The organism is Marinobacter salsuginis, from assembly GCF_009617755.1.
In the GTDB taxonomy this organism is placed as follows: Bacteria; Pseudomonadota; Gammaproteobacteria; order Pseudomonadales; family Oleiphilaceae; genus Marinobacter; species Marinobacter salsuginis.
Genome location: NZ_BGZH01000002.1, coordinates 589,533 through 612,249 on the forward strand (window position 1 = coordinate 589,533; position 22,717 = coordinate 612,249).

The following is a 22,717-nucleotide window of genomic DNA, read 5'->3' on the forward strand; positions in this document are numbered from 1 at the left end:
TTGCAGTGCTTTCCTATCTCAGTTTCAGACTGGCAATGCCAATCAGGACCAGAACAACGGTGATTACCCAGAACCGGACAATCACCCTCGGCTCCGGCCAGCCTTTCAATTCAAAATGGTGATGCAGCGGCGCCATGCGGAAGATCCGCCGGCCGGTCAGACGGAACGACGCAACCTGCAGGATCACCGATATGGTCTCCATCACGAACACACCGCCCATGATGAACAGGACGATTTCCTGGCGAACAATAACCGCAACCACACCCAGGGCTGCCCCAAGCGCGAGAGCGCCCACATCACCCATGAATACCTGGGCCGGATAGGTGTTGAACCAGAGGAAACCAAGCCCGGCTCCGACCAGGGCGCCACAGAAAACGATAAGCTCACCAGTGCCCGGAAGGTGCGGGATCAGCAGGTAGTTGGCGAACTGGGCGTGCCCGGACAGGTAGGCGAAGATGCCGAGAGCGCCTGCGACCATGACCGTTGGCATAATGGCCAGCCCGTCCAGACCGTCAGTCAGGTTGACCGCGTTGCTGCTGCCGACAATGACGAAGTAGCTCAGCAGGATGAACAATACCGGACCAAGAGTGAGGGACACCTGTTTGACGAACGGCACGTACAGAGAGGTCTCCTGCGGCAACGCCGAGCTGAAGAACAGAACCACGGCCGCCGTGGCACCAATGACCGACTGCCAGAAGTATTTCCAGCGACCCGGCAGACCTCTCGGATTGCGCTCCACCACCTTGCGATAGTCATCAACCCAGCCGATGGCGCCGAACAGAAGCGTCACCAGGAGCGTAACCCAGACATAGCGATTACCAAGATCGGCCCAAAGCAGCGTGCTGATGCCAATGGCCACCAGGATCAACGCGCCCCCCATGGTCGGCGTGCCGGCTTTGCTGAGGTGGGTCTGGGGACCGTCATCCCTCACCGCCTGGCCAATCTGGTACTGGCTCAGCTTGCGGATCATCACCGGGCCGATGATCAGCGAAATCAGCAGCGCCGTGAGTGTGCCCAGAATTCCCCGCAGGGTCAGATACTGAAACACCGTCAGTGCCGAGAAATACTGTGATAGAACCTCTGTCAGCCAGAGCAGCATGAGTTATTCACCTTTTCTTTAATCCCCTCCACCACACGCTCCATGGCGGAACTGCGAGAACCCTTGACCAGCACTGTCAATGGTGTGTTTTTGTCCCCAATGGCCGATTCGACGGCCTGCTCGTGGCTCAGCCCAAGTTCCGTGGACTCTCCAAACCCGTCGGCATAACCCTCGCAACCCGGCCCCACGGTAATCAGTCGATCAATACCGCGCTCCCGGGCGCATTCCCCAACCTCACGGTGCAGGGTCCTGGCCTCGGCGCCAAGCTCTGCCATGGCACCAAGCACAGCCACTTTCCGACCCTCGCGCCCGGCCAGAACTCCAAGCGCGGCCTTCATGGAGGACGGGTTGGCGTTGTAACTGTCGTCAATCAGCGTCAGCTCCGGTGACAGCATCAGAACCTGGAGCCGCCCCTTTACCGGAGCAACACTGGCCAGCCCTTCTACAATCGCCCGATCACTGGCGCCCAGCTCGCGGGTGGCTGCGATGGCAAGCAGCATATTGGTGATGTTGTGGTCACCCTCAAGTCCCAGGGTGACCCGGCACTGCCAGCCGTCCGGACCGCTCACCTGAAGGATTCTGGTTCCAGCGTCCTGGCTCACGAGGACCGCGTGATAGTCGGCTTCGGCACCGAGACGGCTCACTCCGGCAACACGACGGGCTCCAGCACGCGTTCGCCACTGCTCGAAAGCCGGATCGTCGCGGTTCAGCACCATCAGCCCGTCTGCCGCCACGCCATCAATGATTTCACCCTTGGCCAGCACAATATTCTCGTAGCTGCCAAACCCTTCCAGATGGGCCTCGCCCGCATTGGTGAGGATGGCAACGCGGGGCTTCGCAAGGGCAACCGTATGGGCAATTTCACCCAGCCCGCTGGCACCCAGCTCGATCACGCCATACTGATGTTCTGGCGAAAGACCAAACAGGGTAAGCGGAACACCGATGTGATTATTCAGGTTGCCTTTTGTGGAAAGCGTCTTGCCCATCTGCGAGAGAATGGCGGCACACATCTCCTTGACCGTGGTCTTGCCGCTGCTACCGGTGATGGCAAGAATGCTGGCTTTGCTTTCTCCGCGGTTGCCCAAAGCAAGCCTGGCCAGGGCATCCAACGTGTCGTCTACCACTAACTGGGGCAGTTCGACACTGTTGTCCGGCGTATCGACTACCAGCCCAACCGCGCCCTTGGCCAACGCCTGTTGCAGGAACCGGTGGCCATCAAAGTTTTCGCCGCGAAGCGCCACGAACAGCTGCCCTTGTTCCAGGGTACGAGTGTCGGTAGAAACCCCAGTGAACGCCACTGACTCGAGGTCGCCCGAGGCGCACCCGGCGTCGAGCCAGCCCTTGGCTTCGGCCAGCGAAAAGGCGCGCATCATGCCACACCCCCATTGAGTTTCAAGTTGTGGCGAACCTGCTCAGCATCGCTGAATGGGTATTTCTGGCCGGCGATTTCCTGGTAAGCCTCATGCCCTTTTCCTGCGATCAAAACGAGGTCGTTCGGAGTAGCAGAACGGATCGCCGACTGGATGGCCTCGGCCCGGTCATGAATGACAGTCACCTGTGCTGAATCCGAGAATCCGGCAAGGATATCCCGCGCAATTGCTTCAGGATGTTCACTACGGGGATTGTCGTCCGTTACCACTACACGGTCCGCCAGCTTCTCGGCTTCCCGGGCCATGTCCGGACGTTTGCCGGTATCACGGTCACCGCCGCAACCGAAAACACAAATCAGTTCGCCGTCCACATGAGGTCGCAGTGCAGCCAGGGCATTGGCCAAGGCATCGGCAGTGTGGGCGTAATCAACCACCACTCTGACCCCATTGGCACCATCGAATCTCTCAAGCCTGCCAGGGGGCGGCGCGAGTCGGCCGACGGCCTGCTGTACACGATCGACCGGAACCCCGAGCGTGAGGACTGTCGCCATCGCCGCCAGGACATTACTTGCGTTGAAGCTGCCCATCAGGGGAACCGCGATAACAAACCGTCCCCACTCGCCATCCACTTCCGCTTCAAAACCGTCGTCGGTTGGCCGGAACTCGCGCAACCATAGCTCTGTCTGGGCCTCGTGAAGGCTGTAGCGCACGCGATCACATTTGCCTTCAAGCTGTTCAAACAGCTGCCGACCGAAAGGATCGTCAAAGTTGATCACCGAAAAGTGCAGCTCCTCTCGTTCGAAGAGGCGCGCCTTGGCCGCACCATAGGCTTCCATGGAACCGTGATAATCGAGATGATCCCGGGTGAGATTGGTAAACACGGCCCCGGTCATGGAGATGTTGTCCACCCGACCCTGATCCAGCGCGTGGGAGGACACCTCCATCACGGCAGCGCGACCTTCCTGCTTCACGATCCGGGACAGGACACGATTGACCTGAACCGCATCCGGCGTGGTGTGAGTTGCTGGTTGAAGCGAGCCAGGCATGCCGTAGCCCAGAGTGCCGAGGATGCCGCACGGGGTACCAGTTTCCCTGAGCAACTGCGCCACATACTGGCAGACCGACGTCTTGCCATTGGTTCCGGTTACACCGATCAGGCGAAGACGTTGGGAGGGGTGCTCAAAGAACCGATCTGCAATTCGACCCACCAAACCGCGCAGGCCGGCAACAGGCACGATCAGGGCGCCGTGGTGCTCTGCGCACTCGCCGGCCTGTTCGGTTTCCAAAAGGATGACCGTCGCGCCAGCGGTGATCGCCTTGTCCACGTAAAAATCAGCGGGCGTTTTGGCACCCGCCAGAGCTATAAACGCATCGCCGGAGGCGACTTCCCGGCTGTCGGTTTTCAGACCGTGAATGGTCACGTCGAAGACCGATGGAACCGCCACAATACCTTGCAATAACGTGCTGAGAGATGTGATGCACATAGGCTTACCCTCGCTCTCCGGTAGCAGAAGAACCGATTTCGGCCTCTCCCACTTCCAGTTCAGGCTTCACATTCAACAGTCGCAGTGCGTCACTCATTACCCGTGAGAATACCGGCGCCGCCACTTCGCCACCGTAGTACTCTCCGGACTGCGGCGCATCAACGGCCACAACCGTAACCAGTCTTGGATTATCAATGGGCGCCATACCGGCAAAAATCGCCTTGTACTGGCTGTCTTCGTATCCCTGGGCACCAACAAGATGAACCGTCCCGGTCTTGCCGCCGGCCGAGTAGAATCCCGGCTGTGCACGTTTACCTGTTCCCCTCGACACTGCCTCGCGCAACATAGCGCGAACCTGATGGGTTACCTGCTCCGACAGCACCCGTTGCCCCTCCGGCTTTTTATCCTGCCGAACCAGGCTCAGTGGATACCGCACACCACCGTTGGCAATCACCATATAGGCCTGGGCCAGCTGAAGAGCATTCACACTCATGCCATAACCATAAGACAGCGTTGCTTCTTCCACTGGACGCCACTTGGGCGGCGATGGCAAGACCCCCACCGCTTCGCCCGGAAAACCGATACCCGTTGGCTGGCCAAGCCCAAGCCTGGCGTAAAGATCGCGAATCACATCACCACCAAGATCGGTGGCAATCCGGCTGATTCCAACGTTGCTGGATTTGACGATGATCTCGGCCATATCCATCACGCCATAGTTGCGGTGGTCCCGAATGGTAAAACGGCCAAACCGGCGAAAGCCCGGATTGGTATCAATGGTGCTGTTAACCGAGTAAGTGCCGGACTCCAGGGCGGCCGCCATGGTAATCGGCTTCATGGTTGAGCCGGGCTCGAACAGATCGGTGATGGCCTTGTTCCGGAGATTCTCGGCGGCAAGCTGGCTGCGATCGTTGGGGTTGTAGGACCCCTGGTTGACCATTGCCAGGACCTCACCGGTATCCACGTCGAGCATGACCAGCGTGCCCCCTCTGGCATTATGAGCAGCCACTACCGCCTTGAGTTCCCGGTAAGCCAGGTACTGGAGGCGCAGATCAATGCTGAGCGCGAGATTCTGGCCCGGACTGGCATCGCGAATCAGGGTCAGATCCTTGATGACTCGACCCCGGTTGTCTTTCAGAACACGCTTGCGGCCGGTTTCGCCGGACAACCACTGGTTGTAGGCAAGTTCGATCCCTTCCTGGCCACGCTCATCAATATCTGTGAAGCCGACGACGTGAGCGGTCACTTCGCCCGCAGGGTAATAGCGGCGGTACTCCTGGCGGGCGTAGATACCATCAACCTCCAGATCCAGGACCTTCTTGGCCAGATCCGGCTGAACCTTTCGGCGCAGGTAGATAAACTCCCGTCCGGAGTACTCTTCGAGACGCTGCCGGAGGGAAGCCTCATTAATGTCCAGAAGCCGCGCGAGGTTAGTCAGTCGCGCCTCGGCGGGATCGGCCTCCGAAGGATTGGCCCAGATGGTCTGCACCGGGGTGCTGACGGCCAGCGGTTCGTCGTAACGATCAGTGATCACACCGCGATGGGCATCAATACTCTCAACCCGGATGGTCCGGACATCTCCCTGCTTGCGCAGAAACTCGTTGTCGACTACATGAAGGTCAACCAGGCGCCAGCCAAGCACACCTACGACCAGGAGAAAGACGCCCACGACGGAGCCAAAACGCCAGGCTGCCAGCCCGGACGCCAGACGCTGCCCCCATGTTGTCTTCTTTCCCTGATCGGACACGTCGATCACCCTGAATCGTTGTTGTTTTCGTTGACTATCGGTCAGCAACCGGCGACATCAGCGGTACCAGAACAATGTCCTGACGCCCCGGCACCACCATGCCGAAACGCTCGGCCGCCAGTTTCTCCACTCGCCCGTGGGCGCTCAGTGCGCTTTGCTCCAGCAGCAACTGGCTCCACTCGCTCTGGTAGCGATCGCGCTCGGACTGAAGCTGGGACAGGGTATTAAAGAGCTCCCGGTTCTCGTGAGCACTGACCACCACGCCGATGGAGGAGGCCAGCAACACGGCGACCAGCCCGAGCGAGACCAGCACTCTGCCTTGCTTCGTCGCAGCAAACACCTGCCTTGAAATCCGGACTGCAGTTGCAACGCCGTCCCGGACCTTCTGTTTGTTCAGTTTTGCCGTTTTTACCGGCTCTTCAATGGCTACCGCGCCCATGGTCACGCGCTCCCCTGCGAGTTTTTTCTGGTATCTGTGCGTTCCAGAACCCGCATGACTGCGCTGCGGGCACGTACGTTGTCACTTACTTCGTCAGCGCCAGCCTTGCTGGCCTTGCCAACAAGCCGGAAGTCCGACGCTTCCTGTTCCGCGGTTACCGGAACACCCTTGGGCAGCTGCGGCCCCCGGGCCAGATCCCTCATGAATCGCTTGACCAGCCGGTCTTCCAGCGAATGAAAACTGATCACCACCAGGCGCCCGCCGGGTGCCAGGTGGTCAACAGCAGACTGAAGGCCGATTTCCAGATCCTCCAGTTCCCGGTTGATAAAAATCCGGATAGCCTGAAACGTCCGGGTGGCCGGATGCTTGTGCTTTTCTTTCTTGGGCACGGCCTCGCTGACCAGCTCCGCCAACTGACGAGTAGTCTCGACCGGCGCCTCTTGCCGACGCTCGACCAGGAGCCGCGCAATGCGCCTGGAGAACCGTTCCTCGCCATAGCGGAAGATCACATTCGCTATATCCGATTCTTCCGCCGTTGCCAGCCACTCCGCCGCACTGGGCGATTGCTCGGTGTTCATGCGCATGTCCAGCGGACCATCCCGCATGAAACTGAAGCCACGTGAGGCATCATCAAGCTGCGGCGATGACACGCCCAGATCCAGCAAAACGCCATTGACTGTCTGCCAACCCTGACCGGCCAGCGCGGCGCCAAGCTCTGCAAAGGAACCATGAAAACAGTGGAAGCGGCTATCCTGGGCTTCCAGCTCCCGCGCCGCGCGAATTGCTTCCGGATCCTTATCAATGCCAAGCAGCTGACCCGACTCTCCGAGACGGCCCAGAATCAGGCGACTGTGGCCACCCCGTCCGAAGGTGCCATCCACGTAATAGCCATCGGGGTCGTTAACCAGATAGTCGACCGCCGAATCCAGGAGTACCGAGCGATGCGAGTACACCGCCCCGGCCTCCTGATTGCGATCGGAGGTCATAAGGACAGCGCCTCCATCTCGGGCGGCATCTCTTCGTCATCAGAGGACTCATCCAGCCAGGCGAACCAGCGCTCCTCGCTCCAGAGCTCAAGTTTCTTGCCTTGCCCGATCAACATCAGCTTCTTCTCCAGATGGGCATAGCTTCTCAGCGTTGGCGGAATCAGTATGCGGCCGGCAGAGTCCAGCTCCATGGGCGCAGCGTTACCCAGGATCAGGCGCTGGAGACGCCGGGCCGCTTTGTTCATGTTCGGGAGCGCCTCGATTTTGGGCCGTAAAACCTCCCATTCGGGCTCGGGATAAAGCAACAGGCACCGCTCCTCGTCAGCGTTTGCCGTCAATACAATGCGCCCACCACAGGCCTGCGCGAGCTCTTCGCGCACCTTGGCGGGGATCGCCAGGCGACCCTTCGCATCCATATTGATGGCATGACTGCCAAGAAAATTGCTCATTTACGCTGTCTCTGGGTGCCTGATATCCACAAAAAACCACTAGAATCCACTTTTTCCCACTTCTGCACACTATAGAAACACGCAATACACAATGCAAGCGCCGCAAACAGCGCCACTCTTGGAAAACTTCCTTTAACGACAGGAGGTTACAGGGCTGGATTCGATGAAATCGTGAGATTACGGAAAAGAAAAGAAGTAAAATCAAATACCTGCAAAAAAGTCTGAAGACTGCAAGTGAGGTTTAAGATTTTTTGGCTATAAAGAACGCCTGCTGAGAATGACAGACGTCACACGAAGGGAAAAAAACGAGCTCGCCGATAAGCCGGGTTCTGTCTTGGACAGTCATTCATCTAGGGCCTGCGTCACCACAGGTCTCAAGCAACCTACCCGAATCCAGCGCGGGCCACGCCATTGGATTCCTATTTGGTCTTGCTCCAGGTGGGGTTTACCATCGCCGTGGACTGTTGCCAGCCACGCGGTGCGCTCTTACCGCACCATTTCACCCTTACCGGCGCCCGAAGGCGCTTAGGCGGTATACTTTCTGTTGCACTTTCCGTCGGCTCGCGCCGCCCAGGCGTTACCTGGCACCTTGCCCTGTGGAGCCCGGACTTTCCTCCCCCGGAAAACCGGCGGCGACTGTCTGGCGAGCTCGGGCGAGACAATACTCCTGCACCTATGGCCTTGCAAGAGAAACTGCCCCTGAATTCAACCATCCTTTAATGCCAAGGCCCTTTGATAAAGCTCGTTTTTCGATAGCCCGGTCAGCTCTGAAGCCATTTTGGCGACCTTTTTGACCGGCAGCTCCGCCAGCAAAACACGAAGCATACGGTCTACATCCATGGTAGCGGCCTCTTCACTACCGGCCTGAGCCGCTGCGCCGCGAACCATCACTACGAACTCACCGCGGTTTCCATGAGGGTCCCGCTCCAACTCAGCCAGAACGTCGGCCACCGAGCCAGAGTAGAAGGTTTCGAAGGTCTTGGTTATTTCGCGACCCAACACAATCTCACGATCCGACCCCAGCACGTCGGCAATATCGCGTACCGATTCCATAATCCGATGGGGCGACTCATAGAAGACCAGAGTCGCCACTTCACTGCTCAGCACCTCGAGACTGGCCCTGCGGCCAGAGCGCTTTGCAGGTAAAAATCCCACGTACAGGAATCGATCCGTCGGCAGACCGGCGACACTCAATGCCGCCACCAGAGCACAGGGCCCGGGGATCGGGCTGACTCGATGGCCTGCAGCCCGGGCCTCGCGCACCAACACATAACCGGGATCTGAAATCAGCGGCGTACCCGCATCGGAGATCAGAGCCACATCACGTCCGGCCTGCAGCTCAGTCAGGATCCCGGCGGCGCGATCCTTTTCATTATGATCGTGCAACGCGACCATGCGCTTCTGGATACCCAAATGGCTCAACAACCGCCCGCTGTGGCGCGTATCCTCTGCTGCCACCACATCCACACTGGCCAGTGTCCGGGCCGCCCGCGGAGACAGATCGTCGAGATTGCCGATGGGTGTGGCAACAACATAGAGCGTTCCTTTCAATTCACCCTTGCGGCTGTCTGACGATGTGAAATCGCTAACTTCATCTTTCAAAGCTTTTGCCTCTCTCATGGGGAGCCCGGGACCGTGACAGTTACGTCATGTGAATTAACCCCGGAGCTGTTAAACTTGCCACCGTTAATCTGGCGCTACAAGCCCAATCATCCGGAGTATGTCGAGCCTGCCATGATAAAGATCCGCATTCATCAACGAGCCCTGGCCAGCGTATTTACTGCCGCCCTTTTGTCGGCTGGTTGCGCCACCGTGAACCTCGAAACCCACGTTGCACAAACTGCCGACCAGGCCCTGGAACTGGCGAGCAACGAGGACAACACCGAAACCGCACAGGCCTATCTGCTTCGGATCGCCAGCAGGTTCCAGGATCAGGGCAATCACGAAGCGGCCAGAACGCTACTGCAAAGTCGGCAGCTCGCGCAACCCGCCTCCGGGCTTGGCAATCAAAAACTGCTGCTGGCCATGGCGAGCGCCACCGCCCTTAGGGATGAGTCCTGGGCAAAAGCAATCGCCGGCGAACTCGCTCCTTCTACCTTTATCGACTACCCGGCTGACCTGATCACCCGGGCGGCCAACCTGCAGACGGACACATACAGCCTCGCCGGCGAGCCCATACCTGCGGCAATGACCCTGATTCTGCTGGCGCAAACGGATAACACGGCCGACGCGCAGCAGATCCACAACCGGATCTGGTCCCTGTTGGAACAGGTATCTGAGAGCGACCTGAGCTCGGCTTCTGCCGAGGCCATCGGCTATGAAGCCCAGGGCTGGCTGGAATTGGCCAGCCTTGTCAGAACACCGGACGCCGGCATTGACGAGCAGGGACGAATTATCCGCAACTGGCAAAACAATTGGCCGGGTCATCCGGCCGCTCAGGTTCTGCCTGCGGAATTGCGGCTGGTCGCGACACTGGCCGAAAGTCGCCCCGAAAAAATCGCACTTGCCCTTCCACTCGAGGGGCCGCTGGCAACGGCTGGCAAGGCAATCCGCGACGGCTTTCTGGCGGCCTACTACCTTGATGACTCTGCCGACCGGGGCGAAACAGACATTCGCATTTTCAACACCGCCGGCACAGCGTTCGCCGATCTTTACAAGCAGCTGTCCGAACAGGATATCGACCTGATTGTCGGCCCCCTCGAAAAAGAAGCGCTTGCGGGGCTTGGCTCAATGAATACGCTGCCGGTGTCTGCGCTCGGGCTAAACTATCTGCCAGCCGATACCCGGCCTGCGGACGGGCTGTATCAATTCGGGCTTTCCGCCGAAGATGAGGCCCGACAGATTGCCGACCGACTCGCCGCAGAACAACTGCGCCAGGTTCTGGTCCTTATCCCCGGTGGCGAATGGGGCGATCGGGTCGAGGCCGCGTTGCTGAAGCGAATGGCCTCCAACGAAGGAGTTGCACTGGATATCGAGCGCTTCTACCGGGAGGACAATCTTCGGTCGGTAACGGCCGACCTTCTGGGCATCACCGTTTCCCGGGACAGGGCCATTCAGGTTGAGCGGACCATCGGCATGGATGTCGAGTTCGAGCCGAGGCGCCGGCAGGACGCCGACGCCATCGTCATGGTGGCAGAGCCCACCGTTGCGCGGCAGTTCAAGCCTCTGTTCGCCTTTTATTTCGGTGGTGACCTCCCCGTTTATTCGCCATCCATTATCTACGAGGGCACCCCCGCACCCTCCCGGGACCGTGACCTGAACGGGGTTATTTTCACCGACATTCCCTGGGTGCTGGGAGACGACAACGAACTTCGAACCCGTGCTACAGAGAACCTTTCCGGTACCCGTGGCCAACCCGGGCGCCTGTTCGCCATGGGCGCCGATGCGTGGCACCTGAGCAAACGCCTGCCCCTGTTGAAACAGGTTGAAAGCGCCTCGATCTCCGGGCAGACGGGCATCCTGACCATGACAGCCGAAGGCAGCATCCACCGGGAACAGCTCTGGGCGCAGTTCCGCAATGGGGTTCCTGAGCTCATCCCCGACCCGGTGACTGAAGAGAGCGAGCCAGAAGCCACGAACCAGGAAACGGCCCCCATTAGCGAGTAACACCACAGGAGCAGACCAGCTGCCATGGATGGCACCAAAACCACGGGCAACCATTTTGAAGGCGTCGCAGCCCGATACCTCGCCAGTCGAGGCGTCCGGATTCTAGAGCGCAATGTCTACAATCGAGGCGGCGAAATCGACATCGTCGGCCAGGATGGCGAGACCCTCGTGTTCTTTGAGGTCCGGTATCGGGGGACGGGCAGTCTTGTTGACCCAGCAAGTTCGATCAATTACCCCAAACAGAAACGTCTGATCCGTGCCGTTTCCTTTTATTTGCACCGCCATGGGCTCTGGAACAGCGTCTCGCGGATTGATGTGGTTGCCATCAGCCCGGGTACCGTTAAAAAATACCGGGTACAATGGATCAGGAACGCAATTCTGGCAGGATAGTGATACTGAAAATGACCGATACCGAACACCAGATCAATCAGTGGTTCGCGAGCCATATGGAGCATACCGCACAGACCGCTAGCACCGTTGGCCCCGACATTGAAGAGGCTGCCAATGCCTTTGTGGGAACGCTGCTCCAGGATGGGAAAATCATTACCTGCGCCAACGGCAATGCCAATATTCTGGCCCAGTACTTCTGCACCGCCCTTCTTAACCGGTTCGACCAGGACCGCCCTGCACTACCGGCCATCAATCTTGGCGCCGATGCGACAACCTATTCCGCGATCTGCCGGGATAATCGCTTCAACGACACTTTTTCCCGCCAGGTCAGGGCCATTGGCAAACCCGGAGATCTTCTTTTCGTAATCGTGGACGATGGCCACAAGGCAAACCTGATCCAGGCGATCCAGGTCGCCCATGACCGGGAGATGAGCGTTGTGGTCCTTAGCGCCAGGGAGAAATCCGACATAACATCGCTCCTGCATCCGGAAGATCACGAAATTGCGCTGAATAACCTCAGCCCCACAGAGGCAACGCCGTTACTTCTCCTCATCATCACTGCCCTCTGCGGGCTGATCGACGCCAAGATTTTTGGCGGATAAAAAAAGCCAGCATAAGCTGGCTTTTTCAAGACTACGGGGTGCGGTCTATTTCACCACTTTGAGGGTTGGCCTGCCCGAAGGGCGATCCTCCTGCCCGGATGCAGACTGCTCGCCCTCACGCTCACGGGAAGTGCCATCCGGATCCGGAGAGCCTGGCTCACTGCCGAACACCATGCCCTCACCGTTCTCCTTGGCGTAGATTGCCATAACCGCCTGCAGCGGAATGAAAACCTGCATGGGGACGCCACCGAAACGGGCACTGAACTCGAGTGCACCGTTACCGATAACCAGACCACGGACCGCTCCCGGACTGATATTCAGAACAATCTGCCCATTGGCGACATGCTCGGTCGGCACCTGTACACCCTGAATGCCTGCATCCACCACGATGTATGGAGTGCAGTCATTGTCCAGAATCCATTCATTGAATGCTCGTACCAGGTACGGGCGGCTGGACGTCATAGTGTTTTTACTCTCAGCCACTGCCACTCTCCTGCTCCGGCCAGCGGAACGTTACCAAATCAGCTGCGAATGTCTTCTTCCAGATCGGACAGGCTTGCCTTGAACCCTTCCCGACTGAAGATGCTCTCCATGTACTTCTGCAGTGGCTTGGCCTGCTTTTCGTTCAGCTCGATACCCAGGGCCGGAAGGCGCCACAGGATCGGAGCAATACAGCAGTCCACGATGGTGAACTCTTCAGACAGGAAGAATGGCATCTCCCCGAATAGCGGCGCCGTCGCCAACAGGCTTTCTTTCAGCTCTTTGCGCGCCGTTTCAGACGCTTTGGCGTTCGGCTGCGCCAGGATCTGGTCCACCAGGCCACACCAGTCCTTCTGAATCCGATGAATCATCAGGCGACTATTGGCACGGGCAACCGGATACACCGGCAACAAGGGCGGGTGCGGGAAACGCTCGTCCAGGTACTCCATCATGATATTGGGCTCATAAAGAACCAGATCACGATCCACCAGTGTCGGCAGGGCGTTGTACGGATTCAGGTCGGCCAGTTCAGCCGGCGGATTGTCCGGATCCACATCAACGATATCGACGGTAACACCCTTCTCTGCCAGAACAATGCGCACCCTGTGGCTGTAATGGCTGGCCGGATCCGAGAAAAACGTCATTGATGACCGCTTGGTCACAACGCCCATAGAACTACCTCACGAGTAAACAAACCGAAATGATCCTGAAAAACGCAAAAATCCAGCGGGCCGGTTATGCCCGCTGGAACTCAGGGGACGGGATTATACCCTATTTCTCAGTGTACGTCCTTCCAGTACTCACGATTGAGCATGTAGGCGAACACGAAGAAGATGGCCACGAAGATCAGGACAAAGATCCCCAGACGCTCACGCTCAAGCTTGACCGGATCCCCCATGTAAGACATGAAGTTGGTCAGATCGTACATGGCCTGGTCGAATTCCGGTCCAGACATGCTGCCTTCGATGGCGTACTCCGGGCATACGTCGGCGTTGTTGATGTTGCCACTCAAGGGCTCAACGCTGGCCGGAGTCCCGATGTTGGGCTCAACGGCACACAGCCCCTGCATCCCCACCAGAACGTGAGGCATACCCACGGCCGGGAACACCACGTTGTTCACGCCCAGAGGTCGGGACTCATCCTTGTAGAAGCCACGCAGGTAGGAATACACCCACGCTTCGCCCCGCAAACGCGTTTCCAGCGTGAGGTCCGGTGGCGGCGCACCAAACCAATCGGCAGCCATGTCCTTGCTCATGGAGTTCTTCATCAACTCGCCAATCTTGGCGCCAGTGAAGATCAGGTTTTCCTCGTACAGCTCATCGGGAATCTCCAGATCATCAGCCACGCGCTTGTATCGAGCGTACTCCATGGAATGGCAACCCATGCAGTAGTTGGTAAACAGAGCTGCACCACGCTGCAGAGAGGCTTTGTCAGAGTGATCTGACTCGAAGCTGTCCAGCGGCACGGTTGAACCCGCTGCCAGCCCGAGTGCCGGCAGGACCGCGATGAAAAGACCAAAAATCAGCTTTCTCATTATCCTGTCACCCTCTCTGGAACTGGCTTGGTTTTCTCCATACGCGTATAGAACGGCATAAGGATGAAGTAGAGGAAGTACAGCACCGTCAGAACCTGGGCAACCATGGTGCGGCCTTCAGTCGCCGGTACCAGGCCGAGATAGCCAAGCACCACGAAACTGACTGCGAAAATGGCCAGGGCAATGCGACTCAGCCAGCCCTTGTACCGCATTGAGCGTACGGGGCTCTTGTCGAGCCATGGCAGCACAAACAGAATGGCGATCGCTGCGCCCATCACGACAACACCCCAGAACTTGGCATCCAGACCGAACAGGTCAATCGTTACCGCACGCAGCATTGCGTAGAAAGGCGTGAAGTACCAGACCGGCGCGATGTGATCGGGCGTCTTGAGCGGGTTAGCTGGCTCGAAGTTCGGCTTTTCAATGAACAGCCCGCCGCCTTCCGGGAAGAAGAACACGACGATAAAGAAGATAAAGAAGAATACACCGACGCCCAGAAGGTCATGCACAGTGTAATAAGGGTGGAACGGGATACCATCTTTCGGAATACCGTTTTCGTCCTTGTTCTTCTTGATATCGATGCCGTCAGGGTTGTTTGAGCCCACTTCGTGCAGTGCGAGAATGTGAAGCACAACCAGACCAAGGAGAACGATCGGCAGGGCTACCACATGCAACGCAAAGAAGCGGTTCAGGGTAATGCCGGAAATCAGGTAATCGCCACGGATCCACAGTGACAGATCTTCACCGATGACCGGAATAGCACCGAAGAGGTTTACGATAACCTGGGCACCCCAGTAGGACATCTGGCCCCAAGGCAGGAGATAACCCATGAACGCCTCAGCCATCAGGATCAGGTAGATCAACATACCGAAGATCCAGATGAGTTCACGCGGCTTCTGATAGGAGCCATACATCAGCCCCCGGAACATGTGGAGATAGACCACAACAAAGAATGCCGAAGCACCGGTAGAATGCAGATAACGGAGCAACCAGCCCCACTCGACATCACGCATGATGTACTCGACAGACGCAAACGCGCCTTCGCCGGACGGGTTGTAGCTCATGGTCAGCCAGATCCCGGTAACCAGCTGGTTCACGAGGACCAGCATGGCAAGGGAACCAAAGAAGTACCACACGTTGAAGTTCTTCGGCGCGTAATACTTTCCAAGATGCTTGTTCCAGGCATCTACGATTGGCAGACGCTCGTCTACCCAGTTAATCAGCTTTTGCATTACGCTGCCTCCGGATCAAGACCAATCGTGAGGGTCGAATCGTCGTCAAAACGATAAGGCGGCACCTCAAGGTTCAGGGGAGCAGGCTGCGCCTCATAGACCCTTCCGGCCATGTCATATCGGGAACCGTGACACGGGCAGAAAAGACCACCCAGCCACTCATCACCGAGATCCGCCGGCGCAACTTCCGGACGGTAGGACGGAACACAGCCAAGATGGGTACACAACCCTACAAGCACGGCAAACTCCGGCTTCAGGGAACGCAGGATGCCATCAATATACGGTGGCTGCTGAGGCGCTTCTGACTGGGGATCTTTCACCCGGTCGTTGAGCTTCTCGATATTCGCCTGCATCTCTTCGGTACGGCGAATGATCCAGACCGGCTTACCTCGCCACTCGACCGTAATCTGCTGACCCGGTTCAATCTTGCTGACATTGACGGTTACCGGTGCACCCGCTGCTTCCGCTTTGGCACTGGGATTCCAGGATGCCACGAAAGGAACGGCCGCACCGACGACGCCGACTCCACCCACCACAGACGTGGCACCGATCAGAAACCGGCGCCGGCCTTGGCTCACGTCGCCATTACTCATTATGGTTTTCTCCCATCAGGCGATGTCACAGCCCGCAAAACCGCCGGCGATGTGCATCTTAAAGGACTTCACAACCCAAAAATATAAGCGCCCAAATGGTAATGAAATTACCTTGGCCTTACAAGTCGGAAAGCCGGCGCTGGCGCCTCATCACTGTTCCAGATCAATTTGCTGACAAATCGTCCGAACATAAAAAAACCCGACCAAAAAGGGCCGGGTTTTCCAGGATCTGTTCCAGCGAAATTAACGCTTGGAGTACTGAGGACGCTTACGCGCCTTACGCAGACCCACTTTCTTACGCTCGACTTCACGCGCGTCACGGGTAACGTAACCCGCTTTACGCAGCGCCGGACGCAGAGTTTCGTCGTAATCCATCAGGGCGCGAGTCAGACCGTGGCGAATAGCGCCGGCCTGACCACTGATACCACCACCCTTCACGGTGATTTGGATATCAAAACGATCGGTAGACTCGGCAACAACCAGCGGCTGACGAACGATCATGCGCAGGGTGTCACGACCGAAGAAATCTTCGATTGAGCGACCATTGATAGAGATGTTACCGCTTCCCGGCTTGATAAAAACCCGAGCCGTGGATGTCTTGCGGCGACCAGTACCGTAATTTTGTGCTACAGACATATCCGCCTTCCGTTAAATGTCGAGTTCTTTGGGCTGCTGGGCTGCGTGAGGATGCTCAGCGCCGGCATAGATTTTCAGCTTCTTGAACATGGCGCGACCGAGCGGGCCTTTCGGAAGCATGCCTTTGACAGACTTCTGAATGATTTGCTCGGGAGCCTTGTCGACCAGCTTCTCGAAGTTGATGGACTTGATTCCACCCGGAAAGCCGGTATGACTGTAGTACATCTTGTCAGATGCCTTCTTGCCGGTAACCCGCACCTGGCTCGCGTTGATCACAACAATGTAATCGCCAGTGTCTACGTGAGGGGTGTACTCAGGCTTATGCTTGCCCCGCAGACGTAGGGCGATTTCGGTTGACAGACGACCCAGCGTCTTGCCGGCTGCGTCTACAACGTACCAGTCACGTTTTACTGTTTCTGGTTTCGCACTCAGAGTCTTCATTGATTCCGCCTTGAACGCTATATAAGAAACGTTAAAAACCACCACCGGTAAATGCAAGGCATCCGGAGGAGGTTCCATACCTGTGTTGCGCTGCCATCATTCGGGGCTGAGATAATGACATCGCCTTGAAAAGCCAGGGCGCGAAGTATACTCGAACCACCCGGGAAAGCCAACCCTGTGTCGGCTCGTTTCGTTATTCCCCTATATCCGCGCCGGACCAACCGTAAAGCCGGAACACATTATCCAGCAACACCGGCGCCAGCTGCTCTGGCGTGTCGCCACGAATCTCTGCAAGCACCTTCAGAATATCCGGCAAATACCGGGGAGAATTCTGCCCCTGCGGTACACCCTCCGGCGCCATGTCCGGCGCATCCGTTTCAAGCACCAGCGCTTCCAGTGGCAACCTTGCGATTGCATCACGGGTCTTTCGTGCCCGGGGGTGAGTGATCACGCCTCCCACGCCGATGAAGCACCCCAGATCGACCAGCTTTACGGCCTGCTGAAAACTGCCACTGAAGCCGTGAATCAGGGCCCGTCCCGCCCACTGCCGACGGTTGAGCAGGCTGTGTACTTCGTCATGAGTCTTAACGGAATGGATCACCAGCGGCATGTCGAACTCGTCGGCTAGTGCCACCTGGCTGTTGAACCAGGGCCACTGCACTTCAAGGCTGCCCTTGAGGCGATCGAGCCCACACTCCCCTATGGCGACGCAGCGCTCGGGCCGAGCCGCAAGTCGCCTGCGAAGCTCCGACAGATCCTCTTCGGAATGCTCGTCAACAAACCAGGGATGAATCCCGAGACAGTAGAACAGGCCATTATGGGCAAGCGCTGTGTCACGGACCCTGTCCCAGTCTGGCCGCCGGACACCGGGTATGACCAGTCGGCGGAGTCCGAGCGATCGGGCCTGCTCGAGCTCCGCTTCGCGCCGGCCATCGAACTGAGGGAAATCAAAATGGCAATGGGCGTCGATCAGCTGCACGGTCACCTCCGCCCGGAACGTTTAATGCTCCCGGGTCTTGTGGAACTGGATGTCCGGATACCTTTCCTGAGCCAGATTCAGGTTTACCATGGTCGGAGCGATGTAGGCGAGCCGGTCACTGCCATCAAGAGCCAGGTTGTCGTTGTTCTTGCGCTGGAACTCGTCCAACTTGCGCTCATCGCTGCAGGTCACCCAGCGAGCTGTGGCTACGTTGATCGGCTCATAAATCGCCTCTACCTTGTACTCACTTTTCAGGCGACTGACCACCACGTCGAACTGCAGAACACCCACGGCCCCGACAATCAGGTCGTTGTTACGCAGAGGCCTGAACACCTGAACAGCCCCTTCCTCTGACAACTGGATCAGGCCTTTCTGAAGCTGCTTGGCCTTAAGCGGGTCTTTCAGGCGAATCCGGCGGAAGAGTTCCGGAGCGAAGTTAGGGATGCCGGTGAATTTCATATCCTCACCCGCAGTGAAGGTATCCCCCAACTGAATGGTCCCGTGGTTGTGCAAGCCAATAATATCGCCAGCAAAGGCCTGCTCGGCGTGCTCACGGTCCCCGGCCATAAAGGTCAGTGCGTCTGAAAAGCGGACCTCTTTGCCAATACGAACATGACGGGCCTTCATGCCCTGGTTGTAACTGCCGGAGACGATCCGGAGGAACGCAACGCGATCGCGGTGTTGCGGGTCCATGTTTGCCTGGATCTTGAAGACGAAACCCGAAAAGGCGTCCTCTGCAGGCTGGACCAGTCTCTGGTCGGTTTCTCGGGGCTGTGGCGCCGGAGCCCACTCCACCAGGCCATCCAGCATGTGGTCGACACCGAAATTGCCCAGTGCGGTACCAAAGAATACCGGCGTCAACTCGCCAGCAAGAAAGGCTTCCTGATCGAATTCGTGGGAAGCGCCCTTTACAAGCTCAATCTCATCGCGCAGGTCGTCAGCATAGGCGCCAATCGCCTCATCCAGCTCCGGGTTATCGAGCCCCGAGATAATTCGCTTGTCCTGAATCATGTGTCCCTGACCGGACTGATAGAGGATGACTTCATCCCGCAGCAGGTGATACACACCCTTGAAGCTCTTGCCCATACCAATAGGCCAGGTGATCGGCGCGCAGGCGATCTTCAGGACCTCTTCAACCTCATCCATCAGCTCCACCGGATCCCGGGTATCCCGGTCCAGCTTGTTCATGAAGGTGAGAATGGGGGTATCCCGCAAGCGGGTAACTTCCATCAGCTTGATGGTTCGCTCCTCGACACCCTTGGCGCTGTCAATCACCATCAGGCAGGAGTCGACCGCTGTCAGGGTCCGGTAGGTATCCTCGGAGAAATCCTCGTGGCCCGGCGTATCCAGCAGGTTCACCAGCTTGCCACCATAGGGGAACTGCATTACGGAGGTGGTAACCGAGATACCCCGCTCTTTTTCCATTTCCATCCAGTCAGACTTGGCGTGCTGACCGGATTTCTTTCCCTTGACGGTACCAGCCTTCTGAATGGCCTGGCCGAATAACAGCACCTTCTCGGTAATCGTAGTCTTACCGGCATCCGGGTGCGAAATAATGGCAAAGGTGCGGCGCTTGGCCACTTCCTTGGAAAGGTTAGACATAATCGAAAAGCAACCTGAATCTGATGTTCTGGAAAAGGCGGCCATTATAGGCCCTATGCCGCTGTGACGCTAACTCGCACTTGAGCACTCACTCGCCGAGAGCACGCATCATAACGCGTGCATCCTCCCGTCCATTGGCAGCCGGATAATACCCGGGGCGCAGACCGATTTCGCGAAAACCCTCATCCTGGTACAACCCGATAGCGGCATGATTGCTGACCCTGACCTCGAGCAACAGCTGGGACATACCCTCATGGGCTGCGGTTGCCAGAACGTACCTCAGGAGATAGCGTCCCACGCCTTCGCCGCGGGCTCTCGGGTGCACGCAGATATTCAGCAAATGCGCTTCATCAACGATGTAAGCCAGGACAGCGTAGCCAACAAGATCGCCGCCATGGCAGGCACCCCAGACCCGATAGTTGTCCTTGAAACAATCCAGAAACACCGATTCACTCCAGGGATGGGAATACCCCTGGCGCTCTACATCAAGCACTGCCGGCACATCCTCAGGCACCAGAGGACGTATGAGCAGATCGGCGTTGAGAACTTTTTGGTAGGCTTCCGGATAGGGCATTAACGGGCGACCATAGGCCGTATTTGTTGCCACAGGGATCGCTTGAGCGTCGGGTTACCGGCAATCTCCGCGAGGGTGTGCGGAAACCGAACTGCCGCATCACGGCCGAGAGCTGCTTCCACCCAGCCCTGCTCCGAATCTTCTCCGGCCTGCAGAACAACAACAGGCTTACGCTCCAGACCCGACAGAATGTGGCGAATCACCTCAACAAGGTCATGACCGGAGTTCCCGGGGACCAGCAGATTGTTGAAGATGGGCCAGACCACACGGCCCAGAACCCGGGGCTTATGCTCTCCCAAGCTCTTGAGAATATTCATCGCAAGGGTCTCCTGCAGACGACCGCTGGCATCCTCGGACATGCCTCCGATAAGAACCACATTGCTCCCCGCCCAGATCATGAGATTGGCACTCACGGTTGGGATTCGGGACGGTCGCACCGACACTTCCTCAGAAAACCCTGAATTCGGAGCTTCGGTTGGCACCTCTGGCAAAGAGGGCGTTGCGGGGGACGTAGGCGGCGCCTTTTCCGGAACGCCAGCCTTACCACCCATCAATGCCTGCAGATCGGCTATTCGGGCAACACCTTCGGTGCGATCCGGAGCAATCGGCTTCACCGTACCAACTTGGCCCGAACCACTTGCCCGACGGGCTACCGGCTCAGAGTGCCTTGCAACTGTCTCAGGAGCTGCGTCCTCCTCTGGATACACAAACTCTGGACTGGGCGCCGCACCCGGGAGCGGCTGCCGGGCATACCACATCCGTATCCCCGCCGCTCCCAGGTAAAACTGACGCTCTGCTTCCGATCCAATCATTCACTTCGCCTGTCGGAACTCACCGAATTCAAACGCTCACACATCAGCAACCTGGGGATGCTGTCGAATTCCGCCCTTGCTGATCAGGTTCAGGGCCTCTATGTAGGCTTTGGCGGACGCAATGATGATATCAGTATCCGCACCCACGCCGTTAACGATCCGACCACCGCGTTCCAGGCGCACAGTCACTTCGCCCTGGGCATCGGTGCCGCTGGTGATGTTGTTTACGGAATACAGTTGGAGATTGCAGCCTGAATCCACCAGAGATTCGATTGCCTTGAAGGTCGCATCGACCGGACCGCTACCTTCCGCCTCGACCTTATGTTCTTTGCCGTCCACTGTCAGGGTCAGATTGGCCTTGGGCACGACGCCGGTCTCAGAGCATACTTGCATGCAGACCAGCCCATACCGACCGTCTTCCTCTTTCTGGCGGGTATCGCTGGCAATCGCCTGCAGATCCTCGTCGAAAATTTCGTGCTTGAGATCAGCGAGTGCCTTGAACCGTGTGAACGCTTCATTCAGTTCGGTTTCGGTCTCAAACTGGATCCCGAGTTCCAGCAAACGGGTACGGAACGCGTTACGCCCCGAATGTTTACCCAACACCAGACTGTTGGTGTGCCAGCCGACATCCTGCGCACGCATGATCTCGTAGGTTTCCCGGTGCTTCAGCACCCCATCCTGGTGAATGCCCGATTCATGGGCGAAGGCATTGGCACCCACGATAGCCTTGTTGGGCTGAACAGGAAACCCGGTGATGGTGGAAACCAGCCGCGACGCGGGCACGATGTGCTGGGTATCAATGCGAGTGTCGATGTTGAACAGGTCCTGGCGGGTACGGACCGCCATCACGATTTCCTCAAGCGCCGCATTACCGGCTCGCTCACCTAACCCATTGATGGTGCACTCAACCTGGCGAGCGCCCTGGGAGACCGCCGCTAGTGAATTTGAGACAGCCAGACCCAGATCGTTATGGCAATGTACCGAAAAAATGGCTTTATCGGCGTTGGGGATCCGGTTCATGAGCTGACGGATGGTTTCACCGAACTGCTCTGGGATCGCGTAGCCCACGGTATCGGGAATGTTGATCGTGGTGGCGCCGGCATCAATGGCTGCCTCAATGATCCGGCACAGGAAGTCCAACTCCGAGCGCCCGGCGTCCTCACAGGAAAACTCAACGTCATCCACATGGCTTCTAGCACGTTTGACCGAGCGAACCGCCTGCTCAATCACTTCATCCGGCTGCATCTGCAACTTGTGCTTCATGTGAATAGGCGACGTGGCGATGAACGTATGAATGCGACCGCGGTGTGCCGGCCGGATAGCTTCCGCTGCGCGGTCGATATCCTTATCAAGCGCCCTGGCAAGACTGCAGATCGTGGAATCCTTAATGGTTTCTGCTATCCCTTTCACCGCCTCGAAATCACCCTGGCTCGCAATCGCGAATCCTGCCTCGATAACGTCGACCCGGAGCTTTTCCAGCGCTTTCGCAATGCGGAGCTTCTCCGCTTTATTCATGGTGGCACCGGGGCTTTGCTCACCATCGCGGAGCGTTGTATCAAAGATGACCAGATGATCAGTGGCAGGCATTGGCTGACTCCATTGTCAGAGTTTGTTCTTTGTGGAGAAAGTATATCACCGGGTTGTGGTGAGTGAGGGCGTGATTTT

General features: G+C 57.7%; 23 protein-coding genes and 1 other RNA gene. 3 read left to right on the top strand and 21 right to left on the bottom strand.

Translation table 11 applies throughout. From position 1 onward, the window contains the following. Positions 1-13: 13 nt before the first annotated feature. The 9 genes from mraY to rsmI form a co-directional block, all read right to left on the bottom strand. Entirely contained in the window at positions 14-1,099 is a 1,086-nt protein-coding gene (mraY, locus tag GJU83_RS14030; protein ID WP_064227007.1) for a phospho-N-acetylmuramoyl-pentapeptide-transferase, read from the bottom strand. Next, positions 1,084-2,472 carry a UDP-N-acetylmuramoyl-tripeptide--D-alanyl-D-alanine ligase gene (locus GJU83_RS14035; RefSeq protein WP_069183999.1) on the bottom strand — a complete coding sequence of 463 codons (1,389 nt, stop codon included), beginning with the start codon at positions 2,470-2,472 and terminating at the stop codon, positions 1,084-1,086. Before GJU83_RS14035 ends, mraY begins: the two co-directional genes overlap by 16 nt. Beyond that, entirely contained in the window at positions 2,469-3,953 is a 1,485-nt protein-coding gene (locus tag GJU83_RS14040) for a UDP-N-acetylmuramoyl-L-alanyl-D-glutamate--2,6-diaminopimelate ligase (protein ID WP_153634608.1), read from the bottom strand. Before GJU83_RS14040 ends, GJU83_RS14035 begins: the two co-directional genes overlap by 4 nt. Before the next feature lie 4 nt (positions 3,954-3,957). Further along, positions 3,958-5,697 carry a peptidoglycan D,D-transpeptidase FtsI family protein gene (locus GJU83_RS14045; RefSeq protein WP_153634609.1) on the bottom strand — a complete coding sequence of 580 codons (1,740 nt, stop codon included), beginning with the start codon at positions 5,695-5,697 and terminating at the stop codon, positions 3,958-3,960. 34 nt (positions 5,698-5,731) lie between these two features. Beyond that, positions 5,732-6,136 (bottom strand): cell division protein FtsL, encoded by a 405-nt coding sequence (gene ftsL, locus GJU83_RS14050; protein ID WP_153634610.1) that lies wholly within the window; start codon positions 6,134-6,136, stop codon positions 5,732-5,734. A gap of 2 nt (positions 6,137-6,138) precedes the next feature. Then, entirely contained in the window at positions 6,139-7,122 is a 984-nt protein-coding gene (rsmH, locus tag GJU83_RS14055; protein WP_136631474.1) for a 16S rRNA (cytosine(1402)-N(4))-methyltransferase RsmH, read from the bottom strand. Next, positions 7,119-7,571: a division/cell wall cluster transcriptional repressor MraZ gene (gene mraZ / locus GJU83_RS14060; protein WP_064227001.1), complete on the bottom strand. Its 453-nt coding sequence runs from the start codon at positions 7,569-7,571 to the stop codon at positions 7,119-7,121. The genes rsmH and mraZ overlap by 4 nt, the downstream gene beginning before the upstream one ends. Positions 7,572-7,873: 302 nt before the next feature. Then, positions 7,874-8,223, bottom strand: an RNA gene (gene rnpB, locus GJU83_RS14065) — RNase P RNA component class A. A 53-nt stretch (positions 8,224-8,276) separates the two neighbouring features. Next, the gene (rsmI, locus tag GJU83_RS14070) at positions 8,277-9,173 is read right to left on the bottom strand and encodes a 16S rRNA (cytidine(1402)-2'-O)-methyltransferase (RefSeq protein ID WP_153634611.1); all 897 of its coding nucleotides are present in this window, start codon (positions 9,171-9,173) and stop codon (positions 8,277-8,279) included. A gap of 75 nt (positions 9,174-9,248) precedes the next feature. Between rsmI and GJU83_RS14075 the strand changes: the two genes are divergently transcribed. Genes GJU83_RS14075 through GJU83_RS14085 form a run of 3 tightly spaced genes read left to right on the top strand, consistent with a single transcriptional unit; the run spans position 9,249 to position 12,169 of the window. Continuing rightward, positions 9,249-11,177 (top strand): penicillin-binding protein activator, encoded by a 1,929-nt coding sequence (locus GJU83_RS14075; RefSeq protein ID WP_228715190.1) that lies wholly within the window; start codon positions 9,249-9,251, stop codon positions 11,175-11,177. Positions 11,178-11,201: 24 nt separating this feature from the next. Continuing rightward, the gene (locus GJU83_RS14080; RefSeq protein ID WP_136630356.1) at positions 11,202-11,567 is read left to right on the top strand and encodes a YraN family protein; all 366 of its coding nucleotides are present in this window, start codon (positions 11,202-11,204) and stop codon (positions 11,565-11,567) included. A gap of 11 nt (positions 11,568-11,578) precedes the next feature. Beyond that, entirely contained in the window at positions 11,579-12,169 is a 591-nt protein-coding gene (locus GJU83_RS14085) for a D-sedoheptulose-7-phosphate isomerase (protein WP_153634612.1), read from the top strand. Positions 12,170-12,214: 45 nt separating this feature from the next. Here GJU83_RS14085 and GJU83_RS14090 read toward each other — a convergent pair whose 3' ends face one another. From GJU83_RS14090 to GJU83_RS14145, 12 genes are all read right to left on the bottom strand, one after another. After that, entirely contained in the window at positions 12,215-12,631 is a 417-nt protein-coding gene (locus GJU83_RS14090; protein WP_174805052.1) for a ClpXP protease specificity-enhancing factor, read from the bottom strand. Between the two features lie 59 nt (positions 12,632-12,690). Continuing rightward, positions 12,691-13,320, bottom strand: a complete 630-nt coding sequence (locus GJU83_RS14095) for a glutathione S-transferase N-terminal domain-containing protein (protein WP_069184007.1) — start codon at positions 13,318-13,320, stop codon at positions 12,691-12,693. A gap of 107 nt (positions 13,321-13,427) precedes the next feature. Further along, on the bottom strand, positions 13,428-14,183 hold the full coding sequence (locus GJU83_RS14100) for a cytochrome c1 (RefSeq protein ID WP_136630355.1): 756 nt from the start codon (positions 14,181-14,183) through the stop codon (positions 13,428-13,430). Beyond that, complete coding sequence (locus GJU83_RS14105) at positions 14,183-15,415, bottom strand: cytochrome b (protein WP_069184009.1); 1,233 nt, start codon at positions 15,413-15,415, stop codon at positions 14,183-14,185. Before GJU83_RS14105 ends, GJU83_RS14100 begins: the two co-directional genes overlap by 1 nt. After that, on the bottom strand, positions 15,415-16,008 hold the full coding sequence (gene petA, locus GJU83_RS14110) for a ubiquinol-cytochrome c reductase iron-sulfur subunit (protein WP_069184010.1): 594 nt from the start codon (positions 16,006-16,008) through the stop codon (positions 15,415-15,417). The genes GJU83_RS14105 and petA overlap by 1 nt, the downstream gene beginning before the upstream one ends. 243 nt (positions 16,009-16,251) lie before the next feature. Next, positions 16,252-16,644: a 30S ribosomal protein S9 gene (gene rpsI / locus GJU83_RS14115; protein WP_069184011.1), complete on the bottom strand. Its 393-nt coding sequence runs from the start codon at positions 16,642-16,644 to the stop codon at positions 16,252-16,254. Between the two features lie 12 nt (positions 16,645-16,656). Beyond that, entirely contained in the window at positions 16,657-17,085 is a 429-nt protein-coding gene (gene rplM / locus GJU83_RS14120; protein ID WP_008176556.1) for a 50S ribosomal protein L13, read from the bottom strand. A 193-nt stretch (positions 17,086-17,278) separates the two neighbouring features. After that, positions 17,279-18,064, bottom strand: a complete 786-nt coding sequence (locus tag GJU83_RS14125) for a TatD family hydrolase (RefSeq protein WP_153634613.1) — start codon at positions 18,062-18,064, stop codon at positions 17,279-17,281. A 21-nt stretch (positions 18,065-18,085) separates the two neighbouring features. Further along, positions 18,086-19,666: a peptide chain release factor 3 gene (gene prfC / locus GJU83_RS14130; protein ID WP_153634614.1), complete on the bottom strand. Its 1,581-nt coding sequence runs from the start codon at positions 19,664-19,666 to the stop codon at positions 18,086-18,088. 88 nt (positions 19,667-19,754) lie between these two features. Continuing rightward, on the bottom strand, positions 19,755-20,273 hold the full coding sequence (rimI, locus tag GJU83_RS14135) for a ribosomal protein S18-alanine N-acetyltransferase (protein WP_370686083.1): 519 nt from the start codon (positions 20,271-20,273) through the stop codon (positions 19,755-19,757). Beyond that, entirely contained in the window at positions 20,240-21,052 is an 813-nt protein-coding gene (locus GJU83_RS14140; protein ID WP_153634615.1) for a 2-isopropylmalate synthase, read from the bottom strand. The genes rimI and GJU83_RS14140 overlap by 34 nt, the downstream gene beginning before the upstream one ends. A 36-nt stretch (positions 21,053-21,088) precedes the next feature. Beyond that, entirely contained in the window at positions 21,089-22,639 is a 1,551-nt protein-coding gene (locus tag GJU83_RS14145; protein WP_153634616.1) for a 2-isopropylmalate synthase, read from the bottom strand. Positions 22,640-22,717: the final 78 nt, after the last annotated feature.